Raw genomic sequence first — 23,134 nt, 5'->3', positions numbered from 1 at the left:
AACATTCTTATACGCTACCAGCCATAAAAGCGCGTTCTAATATTTCTTTTTTCAATGCAGCGGTCATTGCAATTGATTCAAGAAATTTAACGCCTACTAACATACCTTTACCTTGTTGACGCACACTGACGATTTGGCAAGCGAGATCTTGTGGTAGAAGTGGGGAGAGTGTGGACTTTATCTCAATAAACATATCTTTTTCTAAATGGTGCAAGCCAGGAATAAATAGCGCGCAGCCAGAAATAGAAAAGTCGATCAATTTCCCTTTAAATTGATGCTCTCCTTCATGCATAACGGCTGGCAAAGAGAGTTTATAGCGCTCGTGCTCACGGATTGGTTTGGTCACAAAGTGCTTAGGAAACTTGATAAACAGTAATCCGAACGGTTTAGAAATACTACGAATAATCGAGGTTTTGAACGCGAGTATATGACCTAATTCAGTGTCACAAATCCCACGCAAAATGATTTGGATATTAACTATTTTTCGCATCACCAAGTCTTCACGAGCTTTAACGGGCATATCGATCAGTACATATCTTTCACGTTTACATCCGACAATTGTCGTTGAAAAGCTGTAAGAATCCTCAGGTCCGAATTCAATAGTGACGAGGATTTTCATGCATGGCTTAAGGAGTTTGATGAGATCGTCGCTGTTAGTATTCGGAATTGGCATTGAGTGGCATCGTCGTTACGGAAATATAGCTTTACTATACCCCGTGATTTTTACGTCACCTACTAAGAAAAAGTAAAAAACTCTCAGAAGATCATGTTTCTAAGAGCTTTTCTCAAGTTTAATTCTAGTGGCTACATCTTGTGTTAAGCACTGATGCGTTGACATTCACAAGTTGATGATTGGTCGATATAATCATTTAACTGATGAATTTGTTCAGTGTTAAATGTTAAGCCGAGTTTACTTCTGCGCCATAGGATATCTTCACATGAAGAAGCAAATTCATAATGTAAGAGATAATCGACTTCGCATTGATAGAGCCCAAACGCAAAATGTTTACCTAGATCAGCACTACTTTGCACATTATCGAGCATCACCGAAGCTCGGCTACCATAATTAGTGATCCAGCGGTTAATGGTCGCTTTATCAAGATCTGGGAAGCGCTGCTCAAGCTGCTGTTTGAGCTGTGCTGGATAAAAGGCTTCTCCACCAGGCAGTGGTTTGTTTGCGGTCCAACTGTCAGACATTTGATTAAAAAATGGTTTTAATTGACCCATAGCAGATTCAGCTAACTTGCGATAAGTGGTTAACTTTCCACCAAAAATAGAAAGTAGTGGCGCATTATCAGCTTGTTGATCCAATGAGAGTGTATAGTCCCGAGTAATGGCTTGTGGTGAGTCAGACTCGTCATCACAAAGCGGGCGTACACCGCTGAAGTCAGCCACAATATCATCTAATGTGACCTGATGGATAAAGTGCTTATTCACAACATCCAATAAGTACTGTTTTTCTTCGACGCTAATTTTCACTTGACGAGGATCACCTCGGTATTCGACATCGGTGGTGCCTATCATTGAATAGTGATCAAGATAGGGGATCACAAAGACGATCCGTTTATCTTCGTTTTGTAAAATATACGCCTGCTCTTCATCGTGAATTTTCGGCACGATAATATGTGATCCTTTGATAAGCCGGATACCGTAGGGAGAAGTAATTTCAATCTGCTCATCAATGAACTGTTTAACCCAAGGACCTGTTGCGTTGACAAGCGCGTGACTGCGGCGAGTAAAACGAGTTTGTGTTTTTTCATCAAACAAAGTCACATGCCATAACTCGTCAACACGACGAGCTGATTCAACGCGGCAATAGTTTTTTACTTCGGAACCGAGTTCACGTGCTTGCATCGCATTCAGTATCACTAAACGAGCATCATCGACCCAGCAGTCTGAGTATTCGAAACCCATTTTCATCTCATTTTTAGTCACCACACCCGCGTTAAGGGCTATTTTTTTGCTGGCAGGTAGTGAGGTTCGTTTGCCTAAATGGTCATAAAGAAAAAGTCCGGCACGAATCATCCAAGCAGGTCTTAGAAAAGGGCGGTGTGGTAGACGAAATCGCATTGGTTTTGCAATGTGAGGCGCTTTGCGCAACAGTACTTCGCGTTCAGCCAATGACTCACCGACTAAACGAAATTCATAATGTTCTAGGTATCTCAACCCACCATGAATTAATTTTGAGCTCGCAGAAGAGGTAGCGCTAGCAAAGTCTTTTGCTTCATACAGGCCAACTTTCAGCCCGCGGCCAGCAGCATCTACGGCGATGCCTGCCCCATTGATACCGCCACCGACAACAATAATGTCGAGCACATTGTTTTCGGCTTCAATCGAGTTGCAAACAGAATGGTTGTTCATTGAGCGTACCTATTTCGTTTTTGTTCTGTAATGTTCGTATGAAACCATTTTTTAGTCGAAATAGTTAGTTTTTTGTTTTTTTATTTTGATCTCGATCATTATTTTCTAATGCATATGCTCACTTAACCAATAAAAAAGGCGCTACGTATTCACGTAGCGCCTTTTTTATTGTGAGAGGCAATACCTTAACGAGCGAGTTTGCGATGGGCGCGTGAAAAATGGCCAGCGCAGAACGCACCGACAATAGAAAGTTCACCAGCCAGACAGAGTGATGCTGCCACTTCGGCTAACGCTTGCGAATGACCAGTACCGTGCAGACCGAGAATATCCAAACATGCCTTTTGACTCGGTAACCCTGTACCGCCACCAACGGTCCCTAACATTAAATTGGGTAAGGTTACACTGGCGTACAAACCACCATTTTTGTCCACTTCCATGCGTGTCATACCAATTGCCGATTCAGCAACGCAAGCGGCGTCTTGCCCACAGGCAATATACAAAGCAGCGAGTGCATTAGCGTAATGCGCGTTAATGCCTATCGCGCCGCTTAATGCTCCACCAACAGTTGTCATTTGGCCAAATTGCATCATAGACTGTGGCGTCGTATGCAGATGTTTATGGATGAGTTCGGCAGATAAATGCACCTCGGCAGTCACTTTTTTTCCTCTCACACTACGCAGTGTTTGGCTAGTGGCTTTTTTATCACCCGATAGGTTGCCATCAAGGAATGCGTATTCAGGCTGCACAGGAGTATTCGCCAGAATGGTTTGGAACACGGCATTGGTGGCAATAGTGACCATGTTTTGCCCTGATGCATCGCCGGTTAAAAACTCAAACACGAGGTAGACATGGTTCCCTTCAATATTGACATTAATGTCTGACAGTTTTCCGTGTGCTGTCGTGTTTTCTGCAACTTGTTTAAAGTGGTCATATTGAGTCACTATCCACGCCACAAACTGCCCAGCTTCGATTAAGTTATAAAATGCAAAGCCTGGCGTGCGAGTAACGCCTTCATTTAACAATATGGCGCTAGCACCTCCTGCCGCAGTGAGCAGTTTTGCACCACGATGATAAGAGGCAACCAAAGCGGCTTCGGTTGTAGCTAGCGGGACGAGATAATCACCTTTGGCAAACAGTCCGTTGACTCGTAATGGCCCTGCGATCCCAACTGGAACTTTGACTGTGCCAATAAAATGCTCAATATTTTTGTGGTAGCTGAGCATATCTTGCTCTGTTGAGTCATCTAAAAGCGCACTTTTGTTCGTTCGCGTGTTAAGTACTTGCCAACGGCGTTCTACATTTTTTGCGGTTAAATACGGACTTGGTGTTAATTTGAGCGTTGGAGAAGTGAGCTTGGGTTGGAGTATTTGCTCTAGCTGCTGTGCTGATATATCACCACCCAAAATAGAAACATAATCTCTTCGATGCAGGTTTAGCTTAGGCATAGCGAATCATGGTAAAGAATTTGCGGGCATTGTACTCACCATGCACATAAACACAATATTTGCTTGTGTTGCAAGTTGTGTGAAGAGTTAGGCTTGGATATCCAATATTGAACCCAGCATGTCTTGATCTCGTTGGATAATATTGGTGCCAATGCGGTTGTATTGTGTAGCTTGGTTCAATTTTAGTAGGCTATCAATTTCTTCAGGTTTTTCTTCAGCTTTAGCAACAACTTTATCAAACTCAACTTTATTAAAAGCAAGCGCTTTGTCCGCTTTATCAACAGGAGAGATGTCTTTTTCCATATTGAGCTCACGAGCCGCATCCTCAGCCATTTTATTTGACTGATTGATCAGTTGATAGCCAGAATGAACACCAGATATAGACATAAGCTTATCCTCGTCGATGTCTAAAGTTTAGGCTCCGTTTACTTTTTGCACAAGAAGAAATTCGTGACTAGGAAAAGAGGCTCGAAAGCACATTCAGCTCATCATCAGTGAGCAAATTATTCGATTCATTTTCCAAAGAGTGCTTTATCTCGCCTTGTAATAAACGCAGTTGTTGGGGTGTTAAATGCTGTAATTGTGATTTTAAAGACTCAAATTGATTATGCGTCATCGACTCATGCCTCAGTAAAAAATGCGCTGCGTTCTCACCGCGGTAAGTTTGATGTCCTTTCATGGCCTTACACCTGTAAGAAAATACTTAATCTGAGATTATTCTCGATGTGGCGATTTTTTGTCCGAAAAATGTCAAGTTATAACAAGAGAAAGGTGAGAGCCGCCCGAAATTGAGCCGCTCTCATTATTACGACAATTGCTAGTTTACACGGACGGCAAACTTACTGGCGAGAGAGTGAAGCTCAGGTAGCATGCGATAAATAAGGTGCAGCTGTTGTAAGACCATTCTTACCGAGCTTTCATCTTCTTCACGCCATTCGGCTAAGCGTTTCTCTAAGCCTGCATCGTCAATGTCGCTGGTATCGCATTCATCACAATGTTCATAAAGTTGTTTGTGCAACACCTCTAGGTGTTGGTGGATCACTCGGTGAGTTTCAAGTACCAGTTGGTGCGTTGCTTCATCTTCGATGCGTGTCCGATGGGCTCCAAGAGCAGAGATATAGCTGAGCAGTGCATGGTTCAGTGTCAGAAAACGGAAGCTTTCATCGATTGCCGCGCGATATTTACCCGGTTCTGCCAGCATATTACTGATCGCTGCGGTTAAATTTGCGTCTTGGTTGTGGGCATTGCGCCGTGAGATGCGATAGCTCAAGTTGTCTTTTTTACCGATGCGGTACTGACCAATAATCTGTCCTAAATAGGCTTTGTTGGCATCGATCGCATCCGCCATGACTTTATGTAATCGTTTTGATTGCCAGTCAGGGAGGATCAGCACTACCGCTGCAACGGCCAATGCGCAGCCAATCAGAGTATCGGCAAGCCGAGGCAGTACCACGGCGTAACCTTCACCCAATTGATTAAAGCAAAACAGCACTAAAAGAGTAATAAAGCCAGTCGCATAGCCGTAGTTGTTTAGTCTAAAGGCGAAAAACATCACACCTGATAGTACGATAAAGACCAATTGGCTTTCTGGCGATGGGAACAAGGTTAATAGCAGCACGCCTAAAAACAGCCCCGATAACGTGCCAATGATTCGGGCCGTCAGTTTTTGCCGAGTGGCTGAGTAGTTTGGCTGACAAACAAACAGTGTCGTGAGTAAAATCCAATAGCCTCGTTCAATACCAAAACCTTGGATGATTCCGTAACCAATAGTGAGTGCGATAGACATACGCAGCGCATGACGAAATAGCATCGAATCTTTATGCAGATTTGCCCTCACCCGTAACCACATGGCTTTAAGAGTGTGGGCTTCCGTATCATACAACATACCCTCTTCGAGCTTGTTAGCATCAGGGTTGTTAACGTTATTGAGTTGCTTTTCTACTGTTGCTAAGTTATTGAAAAGATAACCTAATTGCGCTAATGACACCCGCCAGTCAGGGCGTTGTTGTTCTTGTAGGTAGTTTAATGAGCTTTGCAATTCATCCAGAGCCATGATTGACTCTGAATGGTGCTGATAGCTTCGCCCTAACTGAATCGATTGGGCTATTTCACGGCAGGCTTTGGCCTGTGTTTCTAATAAATGTTTAAAGCGAAACAGCACATCTGAGCGGCCAAAGTGTTCGGCAAGCTCTTGATAGCGATAATGACTTGAATTGACACGTTCATGGATATCTTGTGCCATGAAATAGATGTTGAGAAATCGGTCACTGGCACCATCAATATGGCCTCTTTTTGAACGACTCAACAAAGTGGCTTTACATTGATTGAGTGCGGTAACCGTTGCCGCGTTTAAATTGGCTTCAGCAATTCGATATGGCTGAGGGACTAAGTTCGATACGGGATGGAAGAGATGGCTTTTGGACTCAAGATAATTGGCCAATTGCAAAAAAACATTCGCTAAGCTTTGCTGTACTGGTTGCATTGGCCAAAACATATGCCAAATCATCGACATGAAGTAATACCAAGCGGCACCCGTCAGGAGCAAAACGGGTTGAAACCACAAATTCACGCTTTGGTGTGCACCCAACATGGTGTAGATGGCGATAAGTAAGGAGCCAAAGGCGATGCTGGCATAACGTGGGCCAATTGCGCCAAGAATGATAAAACCAAACGAGGAGATAAATAACCCAATCGCAAACAGTGGCGGGGTATGGAAAAGTAGTTCGATGGAAAATGCAGCGATAGCAAAGCAGATAAATGTCAGAGTGAGGGATTTTAACCGTCCACTGAAACTATCATCACTTTCAGCCAGTGCTGCGGCAATCACGCCAAGGATCAGTGGCGTAATCCAAGTATTGAGGTTGTAGTGCCACGCAGGAATGACCACACCTAATAGAGTGATCAAAATGAGAATGCTGTAATTGACAGTTTTATTCGCCCAATAAAGGCGAATTTTGCTAGAGAGCGGCACGATACTTCAACATCCAAAAAGAAAACCATAGTGTAGCAGAAGCGTTGATTAACACTCTGATCAAGATAAAGAAAAACGTCTACTTGATTACAAAATCAACAACAGTAATCTTGACATTAATTTTTCAATGCCCACTGTGATTGGTATATCATATTCACATTCTTATAAAAGAGCATAAAACCATGCAGCTGAGCGCAAATAAGCCTGCACAATTTCTCATTCAAGACGAATATAACCAAGTTGAACTTGACCAACAGCGTTTGATTATCTCCTCGGCTGTCAGCGAAGAGCGGATCCCGTTCACGGTTTGGAACGGTAAAGTCCGTGTTAAGCGTGGTTTGTTTTGGGGAGCATTGCAGTTTTTTGCGCATGAAGATGAAGGTGTTCAACAATCATGGTTGGTGCAAGGTTTGCCTTGGCCCGAGTGCCGACAGTTTGCCCATACGGCGGTAGCGGCTTATCAACAATGGCACAATCGTCAATGTGTGCAGTTAAGTCAGTATCTGCCTCGCTGGGAGCAAGAGCTCAATCGCTTGAAGCGTTTACCCTCTTTTTTGCCACACTCCTTATTAGATGTTTGGGCTTTGCAAGTGGAAGCTGATTTTTCGACGATGGACATGAAATTAGCCGAAGCACGTCAACGGCTACCTGATGCTATTGCTCAGCTCTCGCCTTGGCTTACGGATCGCTCGGCGTCCCTTGCCCAGCGAAATCAACACTGGCTTGAATTGGAACGTCAAAACTGGGAAGTCTTATTCTCTCAAGTTGAAAGTTCTCCCCTTAATCTATCGCAGCAACACGCAGTGCTACTCAATGATGATCACAACCTCATCCTAGCGGGTGCAGGTTCGGGCAAAACCAGCGTTTTGACGGCGCGTGTTGCGTATCTACTCCAAAGTCACCTTGCACAGGCCCACGAAATTCTACTGGTGGCTTTTGGTCGCGATGCGTCGAAAGAGATGGAACAGCGATTAGATAGCAAAATCGGCATGGCGGCGGAACACGTTCGCGTTAATACCTTCCATCAGTTAGGGCTGAAAATTTTAAACGAGGTCGAAGGGCGAGAAGCGATCATTTCGCCAGTGGCTCTAGACAGTAACTTAAAGTTGGCATGGTGTATTGATTGGTTGAAGAAACATTGGATGACGCCGACCAATTTTAAGCGTTGGCAGAAGCATTTGTCTAAATGGCCAATTGCTTATTTAGCTGGTGATGATGAACTGGGTAGCCATGTTGAAAACCCCAAGCTGATTGCATGGTTGGAAAAGCAACTTGAACAACTGGCTATGCTTGGTCTTGGGAAAAAGGAGCTGCAACAACGTTTGATTGACCATCCAGACTATTCAAGGCTGAACAGTGAGCTCTCTTTGTGCTGGCCATGTTACCAAGCTTGGTTACAAATGCTCAAAGAGCAAAATCAAATCGATTTTAATATGATGATCAGCCGCGCAACGGAATACGTTGAAAAGGGTAAATTTAAATCGAATTGGAAATTCATCATGATCGATGAATACCAAGATATTTCACCACAGCGATTGGCGTTGATCCAATCTTTATGTGAGCAGCAGCCAGGAGCGTGTAACTTGTTTGCCGTGGGTGATGATTGGCAGTCAATCTATCAATTTGCTGGTTCTGACGTGGATCTTACGACTGGGTTTAGTGAACGCTTCCCACACTCGACGGTTCATTATCTGGATACGACTTATCGTTTTAATGATCAGTTGGGTGCGGTAGCTAACCAGTTTATTCAAGCTAATCCGAATCAGTTACCAAAAACACTTAACAGCTTCAAGCAGCAAAAACAAAAATCAGTATTTATTGCACCAAGCAACAACATTGAAAAGATCTTGGATCAACTCAATCGCCAAGCGAATAGTACGCAATCTGTGCTATTGCTTGGACGAAACCATTATCATAAACCAGAGCGGCTTAACGACTGGAAAAAGCATTACCGCTCACTCAATATAGAATTTATGACTTGTCACGCCAGTAAAGGTAAAGAAGCCGATTTTGTGATTGTGCTCGGTGTTGATGAGGGGCAGTTTCCGGCTCGAGTGAAAGCGCTGCATATCGATAGTGCATTGAGCCAATCGAATGATGATTTCCCCTACGCCGAAGAGCGCCGTTTATTCTACGTTGCAATGACCCGCGCTAAAGAGAAAGTGTGGATCACGCACTCGGGCAGTGGCTCGGTTTTTGTTCGCGAATTGCTATCAGGGGATTACCCAGTGGTGAAGCAGAAATAACGCATCCTTTGAAAGGGGATGCGTTCACGCAGGCGATCAAGTTGTCTTATGTGGTGATTTGGATTTTGACTGTGTGTCTCTGTGCGTATGTAAAGGTTATAGGTTACATGCGTTCAGCTAGATAAGCTTGGTAATCAGGGATCTCGATATCGACCTCTTGCTCTATCAACTGTGAAGAGAACAAAAATTTAGCACTGGCGCGGTTTGTGGCAACTGGAATGTTCCAAACGCTGGCAATTCGTAGCAGAGCTTTTACATCGGGATCATGCGGTACGGCATTGAGTGGGTCCCAGAAGAAGATCAACACATCAATTTTGCCTTCAGAAATCAACGCGCCAATTTGTTGGTCGCCACCCATCGGACCGCTGATCATGCTTTTTATAGCAAGGCCAGTCTCTTTGCTGAGCATATTGCCAGTGGTTCCTGTCGCGTATAAAAAATGGCGCTGTAGTTTTTCTTTATTTTCTTTTACCCAGCGAAGTAGTTCCGGTTTGCAGTTGTCGTGAGCGACGAGAGCGACATGCTTATGCGCAGGCATAGTCCGAGTCGTTGTTTGCATTGAAGAGTCCCTATGATTCAAATCAGTATGTTAAATAGCGAAATCGCCACTTTTATTCAATCTCTTTTACGCTAAAAGTCGGCCTATATTCAGATGGAGATAACGAATCTGCAATTATCTGCGGATTGAGTGACATAGGCGTTAAGGATTCGATAATCGGTGCGGCTTTTTTTTCATAAGGTTGCTGATTGAAAAAAGCCGCAGCTTGTTGAATGGAAAGCCTGCCTTGCTCGACCATTTTATCCGTTGGCGCAAATTCGACTCGGCCACGCAGCAGCCCGCGGTAGACGCCATGACTTAAATAGGTTGCCACCAAACCGATGCGGTTTGTCATCCCTGAGGTTCTCAATTCGCTGATCGCCGCTTCAATCGCGACGGCGCTGCCCACAATATAGTGAAGGTCAGCTCGCTCCAGCGCTTGTTGTACTAAATTACGCTGCAGTTCTTTATCATTATCTGCCCATAGGCTTTCCACTACGTTGATATCGCTGTCTTGTATTGCGCGATAAAAACCTTGGCTAACGGGTTGAGTACCACCACTGGTTTTCGGGCCAAGTAGCAAAGCTATATTGGTTTTTCCACTGCCTTGTGGGTGCTTATCAGCAAGATATTTTCCCGCGTAGTATCCCATCCAATACCAATCGACACCCACTTGACCTTGTAGCCGCGCAGCCTGCTGCTGATTGAGAATGAGCTGATTAACCGTTGCAAACACAGGCGTAGAAGCGACGTATGTGCTTAAGTCCGTTGTGTAAAGATCCGGCGCAACAGTACCGAGAATGATCGCATCAGCGCCCCAACGAACGCACAATGAAAGCTGTTCTTTTTGTCGTTCATGATTAGGATAACCACCCGATTCTAACACGCGTAAATTCAACTTCTGTTTTCTCGCCTCGTCAACCATTCCATAGTTGACTGATAACCAATAGGAATCTTTGAGGTGAGGGTATAAAGCGCAGACTTTCTTATGGGGTTCGGCGAATGTTGTGTTGCTAACCAAGCTTAAAATCAGCAGTAAAAGCGTTGGGGAAATAAGGTTTAAGATCAATTGCATTCGCTATTCGTTGGCATAACGTGAGTAAACACTGCAAAATATAGCCCATTCCGTGTTGCTTAAGAAGTAATGTTTGAGGTTGGGTGCCATGTTGTTAGCCAAAGCCAGTATTGGCCGAAAATTAATGTTGTCCTTTTCGGCAATGGCCCTGCTCGTTTTGTTATCGGCGTTGATCGGTGTGTTTGGTTTTTCGCTGGTGGCTAAAACCGAACGTAATGTGGTGAATTCTGCCATTCCTTCGATGCTGGAAGCGCGTCAAGTGTCGGAGTTAAGCACACGAATCATTACGTCTGTGCAAATGTTAACCAACTCAAAAACAGAGCAAGAGCGCCAGCAGTATGGCAAAGCGCTTTTCGATCAGCTTCAATCTTTGCTTAATCACATCAAGCAGTTGGGTGCCGATTCTTTTGATTCAGAACTGCTGACGCGCCTAGAAAATGATGTTCAAAGCGTTATCGATACACTGGCTCAGCTTGGTATTACGGTTGAGCGTAAGTTGTATCTGGCACATGACTTAAGTGTTCGAGTGGAAGAGATGCGACAACTGGCGCTGCAATTGGAAGAGTTGACGCGCACTCAAGTGCTCAATACCAGTACCATCGCAGTGGCGAATGTGACGCATATTTATGACTTGTTACAAGCCGATAAAACGTCACAAGCGTACAAAGCGTTAGACGCTTTAGTGGAAGTAGACCTCGATCTTTCAGAGCGCTTGCATGAGCTTCATTTGCTGGCGTTCAAAATGCTCAGCCACATCGAAGAGACACGCACGGTTACCGATGTTGAGCGAATCCAACAAATCCAAACAGAGTTTTTGCATAACCTCACCATCATGCAGCGCAGAGTACGCGCGGTAGAAGACCCGACGCGTTCGAAGCAAATGACAGAGCTGCTTAATGAGTTAGAAAAGCGCAAAGTGGTTTTTAGTGTTTTGCAGCAACGTTATGATAACGAGCAGGTCGCGAAATCGCTCACACAAAACACCTTAGTACAGTTTTCAGATCTTAATACTACCGTCAGCCGCTTAGTAGATGACTCCAATCGTACAACGACTCACGCTGTTGCGCAGCTCTCTACAACCTTGAACATGGCACAGTATACATTGACCTTATTAACCTTGGTTGGCCTTCTCATTGCAGCTTTCATTATGTGGAAGGTCGTCTATCTGTCGGTGGTAAAACGTTTAGCCGAATATTCATCGGCACTGTTATCCATCGCAAAAGGGCAACTGCAGGTGGAAGTGGCAGTCCAAGGAGAGGATGAACTGGCGCAAATGGGGCAGGCGATCATCACGGCCCGCAATACCGCGCAGTCTCTTAAAGTGGTGGCGGAAAGTGAAGCGCAGGCGAGAGAGGCGTTACAAGAACATAAAGAGCACTTAGAGGAAGTGGTTACCGAGCGAACAGAACAATTGCAACACACCAATGAGAAACTCAATATGGAAGTGTTGAATCATGCCAAAGCTCGCAACTTAGCCGAGCAAGCCAACCGCGCTAAATCGGCATTTTTGGCCACCATGAGCCATGAAATCCGCACACCAATGAATGGCGTATTAGGCACGGCTCGTTTATTACAAGAGATGCCATTAACCGTTCAACAGCGTCAGTATGTGGACGTGATTAACCGCAGCGGCCACACCTTGTTGTCCATTTTGAATGATGTGCTGGATTATTCAAAAATTGAGGCCGGACACTTAGAAATTCGCAATGCCAACTTTAATTTGCATCAAATGGTGGACGATGTTTACCAACTGATGAAAGGACGTGCTGAAGAAAAGTCGCTTGAATTTACCAAGCAGATTGAACTGGATGTTGCTTCTTTTTGGGTGGGTGATATGACTCGCTTAGGTCAAGTGCTGACGAACCTTGTGGGTAATGCCATCAAATTTACCGATCAAGGTTATGTGGATATTTATGTCAGTCTTGATGCTGAAATGCCTAATAAAGTGACATTTGAAGTGTCGGATTCCGGTGTTGGAGTCAGTGAACAGGATCAAATCAGGCTGTTTGATGCGTTTACTCAAGCTTCCAGTGAGCAAAGTTACAAAGGTGGTACTGGGCTTGGTTTGGCTATCAGCAAACGGCTTGTTGAAGCCATGGGCGGCGAGCTTAAGCTTGAATCAGATTTAGGCAAAGGAAGCCGTTTTGAGTTTACTGTTCCTTTACAGCGAGGAGAGGCAGTGAATGAAGTGGTTAAAAGGCCGATAGCCGCGACGCGAGAGGCCAACATCTTGCTGGTGGAGGATAACCCTGTTAATTGCATGGTTGCTGAAGGGTTTTTGACCAGTCTCGGCCATAATGTGCTCACCGCGAAAACAGGCGCTGAAGCTCGGGTTCTGTTTAGTGAACACAGGTTTGATGTCGCACTGCTCGATATTAATCTACCTGACGTTAATGGTATTGAGCTGTTGGCGCAGCTCAAACTTATCGAACGTGAACAGTATTCGCATCTACGCCCCACACCGATGATTGCTATTTCGGCTCATGTGTTTAATGAAGAGGTGGAAAGCTATTTAGCGGCTGGTTTTGATGGCTATTTGCCCAAACCTTTAGTCAAAGAAGATCTTGCACAACTTGTCCAGCAACGTATTGAACACAATACCTTACCCGTTGAGTTGAGTGTGCCTACGCACGTAACCTCGGATAGCCAAAAATCCGCTCGTCCGATTATGGACGAGCGGATCCTACTCGCGGATATTGAAGTGCTAGGGCGTGACAAGATGGATGAAATCATTGAGCTGTTCGCCGATTGCACGCATGAATACCTACATGAGTTTCGTCAATCGAGGGAACAGGTTCAGGTCGTTAAGTCGTTAGCACACAAATTGAAAGGTTCAGCTGGCAGCTTAGGTTTGCATGCCTTGTTTGATCTGTGTTTAGTCATTGAGAAAAGTGCTGACTCTGCGCAAACTTATCAAGAGCTACAAGCGGAATTAGAAGCCTTAGCCGCTCAATCCATTCATTCACTCAGGTTACTGTTTGTATAAGTAATTGGCTGTTGGCATCATTAAAAAGGGCCTGCGACAAGCGCAGGCCAAGTTCCCTGTGGAGCAAGGTTTTTTAGGGGGAGGTGTTGAGATCACTGAATAATTTTAATGATCTCATGATTAGCGGCGCAGAACCCTACATTCTACGCGGCTAATTCTTTTACTACTGGCAACGTCAATAAACGACAGACGTTAATATTACCCACGCCTTCGATCGATTCTAATTGTGTCATCAAAATGGATGAAATATGGCGGTTAGCTGCGTCTTGTGCCAGAGCGTTAAGCACTTGCTGAGACAGCAAATCCGCTTGTGTCGCTAATGATGGAATATAGGTTGGTGTAACGCCGCGCAAAATGGTTAATTTACGCAGCAGTTCAGGCCTGTCGGAGAGTGCCCAAATGGTAGCTTGGCTTTGACAGCGAGACATCAACAGGGGTGTTTCTCCCTGTTGAGTTAAAATGGCGACCCCAAGATCTTTATGAACCTTAGTCGCCGATATCATGGAGGAAAGCGCGAAGCTTTTGCCCGCATCGCTGCACAAATGATGCAGTTTATCCCATGAATTTTGCGCACAGCCTAACTCTTGTTCTGCACCGTGAGCGATACGCACCATCGCTTCCACTGCTTCAATGGGATAGCTTCCCGCCGCTGATTCTGCTGATAGCATAATAGCGTCAGTGCCATCAATAATCGCGTTTGCTACATCAAGCACTTCTGCGCGTGTTGGCAGCGGGTTGTCAATCATCGACTCCAGCATTTGTGTTGCGGTGATAACGGGTTTGCCTAAATAGTTTGAGCGCGCAATCAACGCTTTTTGTACGCCGGGTAGGCGAGCATCACCGATTTCAACGCCTAAATCACCACGAGCAACCATCACTACGTCGGATGCATTGATGACCGCGTCCATATTTTTTTGATCGCTCACCACTTCGGCTCGCTCTACTTTGGCGACAATATGTGCATGACATCCGGCTTGTACCGCTAACCGGCGCGCTTCATGTAAATCTTGGGCATTACGTGGAAATGAGACGGCTAGAAAATCGGCTTGGAGTTTCGCGGCAGTGATGATGTCTCGTTTGTCTTTGTCCGTCAGTGCTGGCGCGGAAAGGCCACCACCGAGCAAATTAATGCCTTTGCGATTAGACAGCTTACCGTTGTTTATGACGCGAGTTTTTACCCACTGCTGTGGTTTGTTGAGTTCTTCGACCCGGAGTTGTACTCGGCCATCATCAAGCAGTAAAGTATCACCCAACTTCAAGTCTTGAATCAGCTGCGGGTAATCTAAGCCCACACGTTCTTGGTTACCAGCCATTGTGGGGTGAAGCCCATCGAGAATAAATGAGTCACCCGCTTTTAGAGTGATCGCACCGTCTTCAAAACAGGAAATACGGATCTTAGGTCCTTGTAAATCGACTAATATGCCGACACTGACACCAAGCTTTTGTGAAATGTCACGTACTAACATCGCGCGTTCAATATGCTCGTCAGCGGTGCCGTGAGAAAAGTTTAAACGTACAACGTTAACACCAGCATTAATGAGCTTGGTGATCATCTCACGGCTTTGGCTTGCAGGGCCAAGCGTTGCAACGATTTTTGTTTTACACATAGTGGTATCCTATAACGACACTCGCTATAGCCATTTTACTTGAAGTTATGGTGGTGCTAATTGCACTTGTCCATTGCTCTCGGCCGACATTTGGTCGATTTTTCAAGTGATTTGGATATAGAAAATAAGAATGAAAATAAGAAAATAACAGGGGGGATTATCCCCCTGTATCAAGGGTGTTATAGATTAGAGACTTGGTTTCGTTTCCAGTATCTGGCCCGTAGGAGCATCAATATCCGTTACTTTCTTGGCATTCCATACCGTAGTCGCAAGCAGTAAAGAAATCACGCCAGCGGCCAACCAGAAATATTGTGCTTGAGTAAAGTCATATTTGGTTACGCCATCCACTTCCGTCATTTTAATCAGTGATGAAGACACCAGTTCTTGAGCCGAAGCGGCTAAGTAAGAGAACAAACCAATAAAGCCCTTTACGGCACCGACGGCATTTTTAGGCATTAAGTCACAAGCCGTTAGGCCAGCAAGAAATACGACAAGCCCACCAATCGCAAAACCAATTAAGCCTAGAGCAACAGCATCTACCATACGGTTATCGGGGCCGAAGAACATCAAGCACATACCTGCAATGTTGGTAAATCCGTAAAGTAGCGTTGGGATATGACGGTTAGCGTTGAATACTTTATCTGAAATGATACCAGACAAAATAGCGCCCGCGAGGCCTGCAATAGGGTAAGTGGACATTGCAAAACCAGCATCAATCAGTGAATAGCCTTTGGTTTCTTGTAGGTATAACACCGCCCAAGAAGACATCGCATAGCGAGAGATATACATCGCTGCACAAGCAGCGGCAATCAGCCAGACAGTCGGCTGCTTCAAAATGAACAGTTGAGCGCGACGTGTTTCTTTTGGATCGTTGGCTTTTTTGAACTCGGGCTCTTCACCAAATGCTGTTGCAACATCAGGTAAACCATAGGTTTGCGGGCGATCTTTCAGTACAAAGAACATAATCAATGCAGCGATGATGGCAGCAATGCCCGCACCGATGAAACCTGCTTGCCAGCCTAAATAACTCACTAGCGTTGCTGTTAGAATCCAAGTGATGCCTTCGCCGATATTTCGAGATCCTCCCCAAATTGAATAACGGCTTCCGCGTTGTTTAGGTGAGAACCATTGGAAAAGCGAGACGCAAGAAGGCGCAGAACCCACCGATTGGAACCAACCATTGACGGCCCAAAGTAACACAAAGAAGAATGCCGTGGTGTTCAACCCCATGAATATGGCAGTGGCACCAGAAAGCAGTAGTGAGAACGACATAAATCGGCCGATGTTGGCGTAGTCAGAAAGGAAACCGTTCGAAAACTTACCAAATGCGTAGGTGAAGAAGAAGGCTGATCCCATGATCCCGAGTTCTTCTATCGATACGATGCCCGCATCAAGCATCGGTTTTTTAACGACGCCTAAACTCATACGAACCACATAGAACATGGCGTATCCAAAGACTAAGCCTAAGAATACTTGCCATTGAAAACTTTTGAAACGCGATTGCATTGCGCCCTCAGAGCTATCCGATAGCGGTAGATCTGGGCGAGTTTTAAAAAAGTTAAGCATGGAGCTCTCCATTCATCAAATACTAAATAGGGTTATTACTAAATAGGGTTGTTTCGTTGTCGGAATGCATCTTCAAACAAATGGGTATGGGGCTCAAAAGTGCCAATTTGAGGCAGAAATGACTCAAATTGAGAGTGTGAATGGGTCAAAAATGGGAATTCAGCGAAGGGTAAATTATGTTTTGCTGATAAAATTGAAATTGTAATACGCTGTTTTGCGTCATAACTGACACAAATGTTTAATAATTTATTTTTAGCTAAACGGTAGAGTTTTGAGTGAACGCACAATTTTTAGGGTTTTGTGATTTAAAAGCGGTTTTCCGTTCTTGTACCTTATTACGCTGGTGCAAATGGATGGTGCTACTAGGATCGATAGCGGCGGCTATCAATACCGCTTATGCAAAAGAGAATGAGTTAGTCATACTGACCACATTTTCACGTGAACCCTTGCTACCTCTTATTGAAGAGTTCAGCAAACAGTATCAAGGGGTTGATGTGCAAGTTGTCCACCGTAGAGCACAATCGAGTATTCAACTGCTTAATAAAAGCTATATCCAGAATATTGATGTAGTGCTGAGCTCATCGCCTTTTTTAATGCAGCATTTAGCAAATAGCAATAAGCTCGCAACCTTACCTGCCCATTTGCAACCACCAGAATGGTTAAAACCCTACATGTTACCGCCAACCGATAAAGTCGTGACGATAGGCTATTCTGGCGCTGGTTTGGTATGGAATCGTGACTATCTCAGCTTACATCATTTACCGACGCCTACGTCGTTCACCGATCTGGCTAATTTTATCTACTTTGACCACATCACGATGAGTACCCCAACACGTTCGGGTACTACTCAGTTAATGGTCGAGAGCATTCTTGCTAAATATGGTTGGCAACAAGGGTGGCGGATTTTACTGAACGTGGGGGCAAATTTAGGGACAATTTCCTCACGCAGTTTTGGTGTGAGTGATTATGTAGCCAAAGGGCAATTTGGGATAGGCCCAACGATTGATAGCTATGCCAGCATATTAGAACGAAAATTTGAGCACGTTCAATTTCGCTATGATGAAAGTTTTACCCTAATGCCCACATACGTCGCCCAAGTGAGCCTGCGTGAAAATGATCAATATGCGAAGGCATTCATCGATTTATTGATGTCAAAAGCGGTACAAACGAATATGGATAGCAATGATTTTTCTAAACATGCGATAAACGATAAATCCCTGTTTAATGAGGCATATACACAGTTGTCCATGGCATCCATTACACATCGTGAGGAGTTAGTTAACTTATTGTTTGAAATTGCGATTACCAAACGCTTACCTCAGTTAAAAGACACTTGGCTCGCAATCAATCATGCTAAAACCAAGTACGCACACAATGAACCCGCTCTGAAGCTCATTGAAAATATTGAAACTCGAGTGTTCTCTTTACCTGTGACCGAAACAGAGTTAGCCGTGGTATATCAGTCATGGCAAAAAATCAGTGTTGATGAGGCGCAGTATGAGACACACTCCGCCGCCATTTCTATGCAAGTAGCGGAGCTGACGCATCGTTGGAAGATGCAGTTGGCATTAACCTTAGAAGAAGCTTTGTCCGATCTAAAAAACTTGGACCGGGTCGATACGCCATGATTTTTCCGAAATACAACACGATTGGCGCGAGACTGGTTTTGGCCTTTGCTTGTAGTACCTTGCTGTTGACGATTGTCAGCATCGTCGCATGGGGAACATGGAATAGTTTAGATAATCAAGTGAGCGAGCTGCTTGATAAAAGTGTTCCTAAATATAATGCCAGTTATCTGCTCGAAAGCAGTAGTTCGGAAATTAAAAGACGGATCGAAATCATCTCAAATACGCGTAACAAAGTTGAGTTGGATGAGCAACGGCAACGTTTGGATAACAATTTAACGACGATCAGCAAAATATTAAGCGAGATTGAATTGAACAGCGAGCAGCAACGGCTGCTTGCTGGGTATCAACGGCTACGTAATCTTAGTGAGCAATTTGGTCTTCTAGTCGGGCAACGGATTGATCAAAGTCGTCAAATTGAGTTACTTCAAGAGCAGATCCAATGGCTACATCAAGATATTGGTTCTGAGTTGACTCCGCTGCGCCAAGAAATACAGTGGCAGCTAGAGCGTAAAATGAAAGGTAATGAAAGCGACATGCTGTTTGCGAGTTTAGGGGCTGTCCAGTCTATCCTAGATGGTGAGGCTCAAACGTTTATGTTCGCAAAAGAGCTCATCCAATCTAAGCATATTAGCCAAGTGAATAATGGCATGAAAGTACTACAGTTCCGCCTTGAAGAACTGTACGCACAGAGTGCGCCGATTTTTTCACAACCTGCAACCATCGCCTATCAACAATTACTCAGTGAGCTAATGGATGTATTGAGTTTGAATGGCTCTTTCCATCAAAACTTACGTTCTATGGTGCGTTTAAATTCCCGGCTTGATGATATTCGAGCTGAAGTTCAGCAGCAGCTTCTCCACCAACATACTGATATTGCGATGTTGGTCGCCAACGCCGATGAGTCGTTTGTTCAAGCGAAAAAAGAGACCACGGAACTGGTTTCTCATGGTAACCGTATTCTGTTTGTCTGCTTTAGCTTATCGATCATTATCAGTTTGTTTTTGACTTACTATTTCATCAATCGTCGGATTGTGGGCCGACTTAACCGCCTTAGCGACAGTTTAGATGCCATCATTCATAATGATCTTTCACACCCTATTGTGGTAGACGGCAGAGATGAAATTGGCCGGATCAGTGAAAAATTGGTTCAGTATGGTAAAAAAGTGGAGGAAATGGACCGAACCAACGCACTGAGTTTGATTAACAATACGCAAGCGAGTTTAATCACTTGTGATTTGGATGGTTATATTGAATCGGCTAACTTAAGCGCTCGTGTTCGCTTGAATATAGACCAGAATGAGGACCCGAAAGCCTTTTGGCTCTGTTTTTCAACGTCAACTCAATCGCAGTTGCAAGCACTGTTTAACCCAGAGGCTAAGTTGATCGAAAATGGTGCAGATGTCATTACGCTATCGTTAGGCGATGTGGATAAACCTTATTACTTGCGCTTGTATTTACGTAAGTATACCCACGGTTTAAGCGATAAAGTTATCATCACGATTACGGATGTTACCGATCAAGAGCACGCTAATCGATTATTAGAAGAGCGAGTTCGAGCAAAAACTCATTCATTACGTGAAAAAAATCATCAGTTACTCGCTGAAATTGAGCAGCACCACCGGACCGAAAACCATCTTAAAAAAACACAAAGTGAGTTAGTACAAGCCGCTAAAATGGCGGTGGTCGGGCAAACGATGACCAGTTTAGCGCACGAATTGAATCAACCATTAAGCGCGATGTCGACTTATCTCTATAGCGTAAACCTTGCTTTAGAGCAGAAGAAAACAGAGCAAATCAGACATTCCATCGATCATATTGAACATTTAACAGAGCGAATGGGCAAAATCATCAATGGGTTACGTCATTTTTCTCGTAAAAGTAGCAGTGATGAAACCCTTACCCATGTCTTGATTACTGACGTTATCGGTCAGGCTATGTTGTTGGTTGAAACGAAAGCGAAACGTCAACAGATAGTATTGCAAAGCCATATTCATCAACCAATTCAAGTCATTGCAGATCAAATCGGCTTGGAACAGGTATTGATTAATTTGTTGGTAAATGGCTGTGAAGCGGTTGTGGGATGTGAGCACAAAAAAGTTGACGTGATATTGCTGTCGAGTACGCCAACGCATCACGTTGTTGCAGTATGCGATTCAGGGGCTGGATTTGCTCATGATGTCGTTGAAAAACTCTTTACGCCCTTTACCACGACCAAAGAAGTAGGGTTGGGCTTAGGGCTGAATATTTGCCGCTCGCTCATAGGAAAAATAAAGGGTCAAATTTATCTTGCCTCGACAGTCAGTCGAGGTGCAATGGTCGTGCTGGAGTTGCCTTATGAATCATAATTATTCTGTTTTATTGATTGATGATGACCAAGATGTCCTTGACTCATATTCGCATCTTATGTCGATAGCTAATTTGCCGTCAAAAGCACTTCTTAACCCCACCAAAGCGTGTGAGTTTATCCATTCTGATTGGGCTGGAGTGATATTGCTTGATGTCTATATGCCACAAATGAACGGCATTGAATTGCTTAAAGCGATTAAATCGATCGATGAGCATATTCCTGTGATTGTCATTACTGGCCACGGAGACATTCCTATGGCGGTAGAGGCGGTCAAAATAGGGGCATGCGATTTTCTTGAAAAGCCAATCAATCCTGCGGAGTTATTGAGCTTAGTGAAGAAAAATCTCGATATTCGTCGTCATTTTGTACAACAAAAAACGGCTATGGCCAACTCAATCAAATGCGAACTCATCGGAAAATCCGCTCAAATGGGGCAAATTCGCCACCATGTTGCTCAGTATTCAATGCTCAACAGTCATGTTGTTATTTGTGGAGAATCGGGTGTTGGGCGGCATACTATTGCATATCTCATTCACCAACTGACACAGGGTAATCATGCTTCATCGCTGGTGGAATTAACCGTTTCATCAGCGACCACGCTCGCACAGATTGAACAAAAATTAGATGCAAGTGAAAACGGTACATTGCTAATAGACCACATCGAATTACTTTCTGAAGAATTGCAGCGTTATTTGACTCAGAGGATGCTTAACCAAGAACGCCTAAGCAAAGCTCGAACGCGCGTGATTGCTATTTTAGGTACGGAACCTGAGGCCTTGATTACGGCTAATCGGTTGCAGCCAGAGCTCTATTATTTGCTAAACCAAGGCGTGATAGAGGTGCCTGTACTTCGACATCGTCCCGATGATATCGCTACTTTGTTCCATTATTTTCTCAAGCAGAGCTGTAATAAATTGGCGAAACCTTTGCCAGCGGTAGAACTGAGTTATTTGTCGCTACTGCGTGCACATCAATGGCCGGGAAATGTACGAGAGCTGAGAAATGTAGCTGAATTATATGCGATAGGTATTGTAAAACTGACGGGAAAAGAGCGTTTGTACAATCAGTCTGATCTTTTATCACCGCTTGATGAATTGGTGGATGATTACGAAAAGCAAATTATTGAAGATGCATTATTTCTCCATTCTGGTCGCGTCGCTGATGCCGCAAATTATCTGCAAGTACCGCGTAAAAAGCTCTACTTACGAATGAAAAAACATGGTTTAGAAAAGGATGACTTTAAAAGTCGTTATTAGTTTTTCAATTTTAGGTGGTGGATCAGTTTGATAATGCTGGCATGGTAATGATGAGAGAGAGAATTATAAATTAATACAAAAGAGAAAGTGAGTTATACATACATAACTCTTTGAAAATAATCAAGAAAGGATGGATTTTAGCCCTAAAGTGAATTATTCAAGATCTTAGGGCTTTTATGAAGAGATCATAGTTAATAGTTAAAACAGATCAACATTGTTGGTAAATGATCGTTAAATTATGCTTTCTTCGCTCGCTGCAACACTCGCACCATACGTCCAAGAAGCTGGAAACGGCCTTCAAACTCTTTACCGATAAAGAACGGGCTGTATGCAGTGTTATCACTCGTGACATGATAGCCACCACTCGCAAAGTCATACTGAACGCGTTTCACCATTACTTCATCATCAATTCTAAACACACACACACCATCACGAGCCTGTTTAGGGTCGTCTACTACTTCCACCAGCATTAGGTCTTCATCCATAAGCGTAGGCTCCATAGAGTCGCCGTACACTTCTACCACTGTTAGGTGTTTACCATTCAAGCCTTGTTTGATTAGCCACTCACGTGAGAACTCAAACTTAGCCACTGGGTTTTCTGAAACCACCAAACAACCTGCGCCCGCACTCGCTCTTAAGTCATATTGGACAACCTCTACACTACCTTCGCTCATGGGTTTACTAGCAACTTGCACTATTTGTGTATTGGCACCATTACCTGTAGCCAACCAATTAAGATCTACTTTAGCGGCATTCGCGATCGCATCTAAGATCTCTAAATTTGGAGTAGTTTCCCCTTTTTTATACTTTCGTATTGTTGCCTCAGATATGCCGCACTTTTGTGCGAATGACAGATTGGCTTCTCCTGCCATAGCCTCTTCAAGTCTTTCTGCGAAGCGGTTTTTTATATCATCACGAAAAAACCGTTTTTCTTCATTTTTTTCATCGTTAGTCTTTTCTTTGTAAGTATCTGACATTTAAGAGTTTTCCTGTAAACAAACACCAAAGCACGACGCTCGAATAAAAAACCGATAAAAAACACCTTGACTCGTTAAATAGTTCGATCAATTATTAAGTCAACGCACTAAGTTTCGAATTTAAATTCTAT

At 44.1% G+C, this 23,134-nt stretch carries 16 protein-coding genes; 5 read left to right on the top strand and 11 right to left on the bottom strand.

Annotated features, from left to right (window positions below):
- Positions 1-7: 7 nt before the first annotated feature.
- The 6 genes from AACT23_RS17875 to yccS form a co-directional block, all read right to left on the bottom strand.
- Entirely contained in the window at positions 8-673 is a 666-nt protein-coding gene (locus tag AACT23_RS17875; protein ID WP_019282225.1) for a PilZ domain-containing protein, read from the bottom strand.
- A 143-nt stretch (positions 674-816) separates the two neighbouring features.
- Positions 817-2,361, bottom strand: a complete 1,545-nt coding sequence (gene glpD, locus AACT23_RS17870) for a glycerol-3-phosphate dehydrogenase (protein ID WP_094130329.1) — start codon at positions 2,359-2,361, stop codon at positions 817-819.
- A 185-nt stretch (positions 2,362-2,546) separates the two neighbouring features.
- On the bottom strand, positions 2,547-3,806 hold the full coding sequence (locus tag AACT23_RS17865; protein WP_094130326.1) for a hydroxymethylglutaryl-CoA reductase: 1,260 nt from the start codon (positions 3,804-3,806) through the stop codon (positions 2,547-2,549).
- 87 nt (positions 3,807-3,893) lie between these two features.
- A complete protein-coding gene (locus tag AACT23_RS17860; protein WP_013867906.1) occupies positions 3,894-4,193 on the bottom strand; it encodes a hypothetical protein in 300 nt (99 codons plus the stop codon).
- Between the two features lie 67 nt (positions 4,194-4,260).
- The gene (locus AACT23_RS17855; protein ID WP_094130323.1) at positions 4,261-4,485 is read right to left on the bottom strand and encodes a hypothetical protein; all 225 of its coding nucleotides are present in this window, start codon (positions 4,483-4,485) and stop codon (positions 4,261-4,263) included.
- A 138-nt stretch (positions 4,486-4,623) separates the two neighbouring features.
- Entirely contained in the window at positions 4,624-6,777 is a 2,154-nt protein-coding gene (gene yccS / locus AACT23_RS17850) for a YccS family putative transporter (RefSeq protein WP_094130320.1), read from the bottom strand.
- A 182-nt stretch (positions 6,778-6,959) separates the two neighbouring features.
- Between yccS and helD the strand changes: the two genes are divergently transcribed.
- The gene (helD, locus tag AACT23_RS17845) at positions 6,960-9,023 is read left to right on the top strand and encodes a DNA helicase IV (protein WP_026027873.1); all 2,064 of its coding nucleotides are present in this window, start codon (positions 6,960-6,962) and stop codon (positions 9,021-9,023) included.
- Between the two features lie 103 nt (positions 9,024-9,126).
- Here helD and AACT23_RS17840 read toward each other — a convergent pair whose 3' ends face one another.
- Both AACT23_RS17840 and torT read right to left on the bottom strand, forming a co-directional pair.
- Entirely contained in the window at positions 9,127-9,582 is a 456-nt protein-coding gene (locus tag AACT23_RS17840) for a methylglyoxal synthase (RefSeq protein ID WP_026027464.1), read from the bottom strand.
- Positions 9,583-9,634: 52 nt separating this feature from the next.
- Positions 9,635-10,636, bottom strand: a complete 1,002-nt coding sequence (gene torT, locus AACT23_RS17835) for a TMAO reductase system periplasmic protein TorT (protein ID WP_094130317.1) — start codon at positions 10,634-10,636, stop codon at positions 9,635-9,637.
- Positions 10,637-10,724: 88 nt separating this feature from the next.
- On the opposite strand from torT, the gene torS reads away from it, so the two are divergent.
- On the top strand, positions 10,725-13,622 hold the full coding sequence (torS, locus tag AACT23_RS17830) for a TMAO reductase system sensor histidine kinase/response regulator TorS (RefSeq protein ID WP_255211902.1): 2,898 nt from the start codon (positions 10,725-10,727) through the stop codon (positions 13,620-13,622).
- 143 nt (positions 13,623-13,765) lie between these two features.
- On the opposite strand, the gene pyk is transcribed toward torS, so the two are convergent.
- Both pyk and AACT23_RS17820 read right to left on the bottom strand, forming a co-directional pair.
- Positions 13,766-15,229 carry a pyruvate kinase gene (gene pyk / locus AACT23_RS17825; protein WP_019280880.1) on the bottom strand — a complete coding sequence of 488 codons (1,464 nt, stop codon included), beginning with the start codon at positions 15,227-15,229 and terminating at the stop codon, positions 13,766-13,768.
- Positions 15,230-15,415: 186 nt separating this feature from the next.
- Positions 15,416-16,795, bottom strand: coding sequence for an MFS transporter (locus AACT23_RS17820; protein ID WP_094130311.1), 1,380 nt, complete (start codon positions 16,793-16,795; stop codon positions 15,416-15,418).
- Between the two features lie 275 nt (positions 16,796-17,070).
- Here AACT23_RS17820 and AACT23_RS17815 point away from each other — a divergent pair, with 275 nt between their 5' ends.
- Genes AACT23_RS17815 through AACT23_RS17805 form a run of 3 tightly spaced genes read left to right on the top strand, consistent with a single transcriptional unit; the run spans position 17,071 to position 22,026 of the window.
- The gene (locus AACT23_RS17815) at positions 17,071-18,423 is read left to right on the top strand and encodes an ABC transporter substrate-binding protein (RefSeq protein WP_020977853.1); all 1,353 of its coding nucleotides are present in this window, start codon (positions 17,071-17,073) and stop codon (positions 18,421-18,423) included.
- Positions 18,420-20,768, top strand: coding sequence for an ATP-binding protein (locus AACT23_RS17810; protein WP_094130308.1), 2,349 nt, complete (start codon positions 18,420-18,422; stop codon positions 20,766-20,768). The genes AACT23_RS17815 and AACT23_RS17810 overlap by 4 nt, the downstream gene beginning before the upstream one ends.
- Positions 20,758-22,026 (top strand): sigma-54-dependent transcriptional regulator, encoded by a 1,269-nt coding sequence (locus AACT23_RS17805; RefSeq protein ID WP_013867894.1) that lies wholly within the window; start codon positions 20,758-20,760, stop codon positions 22,024-22,026. Before AACT23_RS17810 ends, AACT23_RS17805 begins: the two co-directional genes overlap by 11 nt.
- A 236-nt stretch (positions 22,027-22,262) precedes the next feature.
- Here AACT23_RS17805 and AACT23_RS17800 read toward each other — a convergent pair whose 3' ends face one another.
- Complete coding sequence (locus AACT23_RS17800; protein WP_094130305.1) at positions 22,263-23,003, bottom strand: XRE family transcriptional regulator; 741 nt, start codon at positions 23,001-23,003, stop codon at positions 22,263-22,265.
- Positions 23,004-23,134: the final 131 nt, after the last annotated feature.

Origin of the sequence: Vibrio sp. V09_P4A23P171 (assembly GCF_963875615.1) — a bacterium.
GTDB classification, from domain to species: domain Bacteria; phylum Pseudomonadota; class Gammaproteobacteria; order Enterobacterales; family Vibrionaceae; genus Vibrio; species Vibrio anguillarum.
Note: the sequence above shows the minus strand (reverse complement) of the source record. Positions and strands in the feature narration are given on the sequence as shown.

Excerpts from the sequence above, each read along its gene's own strand:
- AACT23_RS17840 (WP_026027464.1), bottom strand. The coding sequence starts at position 9,582 with ATGCAAACAACGACTCGGACTATGCCTGCGCATAAGCATGTCGCTCTC.
- AACT23_RS17860 (WP_013867906.1), bottom strand. The coding sequence starts at position 4,193 with ATGTCTATATCTGGTGTTCATTCTGGCTATCAACTGATCAATCAGTCA.
- AACT23_RS17810 (WP_094130308.1), top strand. The coding sequence starts at position 18,420 with ATGATTTTTCCGAAATACAACACGATTGGCGCGAGACTGGTTTTGGCC.
- helD (WP_026027873.1), top strand. The coding sequence starts at position 6,960 with ATGCAGCTGAGCGCAAATAAGCCTGCACAATTTCTCATTCAAGACGAA.
- glpD (WP_094130329.1), bottom strand. The coding sequence starts at position 2,361 with ATGAACAACCATTCTGTTTGCAACTCGATTGAAGCCGAAAACAATGTG.
- AACT23_RS17865 (WP_094130326.1), bottom strand. The coding sequence starts at position 3,806 with ATGCCTAAGCTAAACCTGCATCGAAGAGATTATGTTTCTATTTTGGGT.
- AACT23_RS17855 (WP_094130323.1), bottom strand. The coding sequence starts at position 4,485 with ATGAAAGGACATCAAACTTACCGCGGTGAGAACGCAGCGCATTTTTTA.
- AACT23_RS17805 (WP_013867894.1), top strand. The coding sequence starts at position 20,758 with ATGAATCATAATTATTCTGTTTTATTGATTGATGATGACCAAGATGTC.
- torS (WP_255211902.1), top strand. The coding sequence starts at position 10,725 with ATGTTGTTAGCCAAAGCCAGTATTGGCCGAAAATTAATGTTGTCCTTT.
- AACT23_RS17875 (WP_019282225.1), bottom strand. The coding sequence starts at position 673 with ATGCCAATTCCGAATACTAACAGCGACGATCTCATCAAACTCCTTAAG.
- AACT23_RS17800 (WP_094130305.1), bottom strand. The coding sequence starts at position 23,003 with ATGTCAGATACTTACAAAGAAAAGACTAACGATGAAAAAAATGAAGAA.
- torT (WP_094130317.1), bottom strand. The coding sequence starts at position 10,636 with ATGCAATTGATCTTAAACCTTATTTCCCCAACGCTTTTACTGCTGATT.
- AACT23_RS17820 (WP_094130311.1), bottom strand. The coding sequence starts at position 16,795 with ATGCTTAACTTTTTTAAAACTCGCCCAGATCTACCGCTATCGGATAGC.
- pyk (WP_019280880.1), bottom strand. The coding sequence starts at position 15,229 with ATGTGTAAAACAAAAATCGTTGCAACGCTTGGCCCTGCAAGCCAAAGC.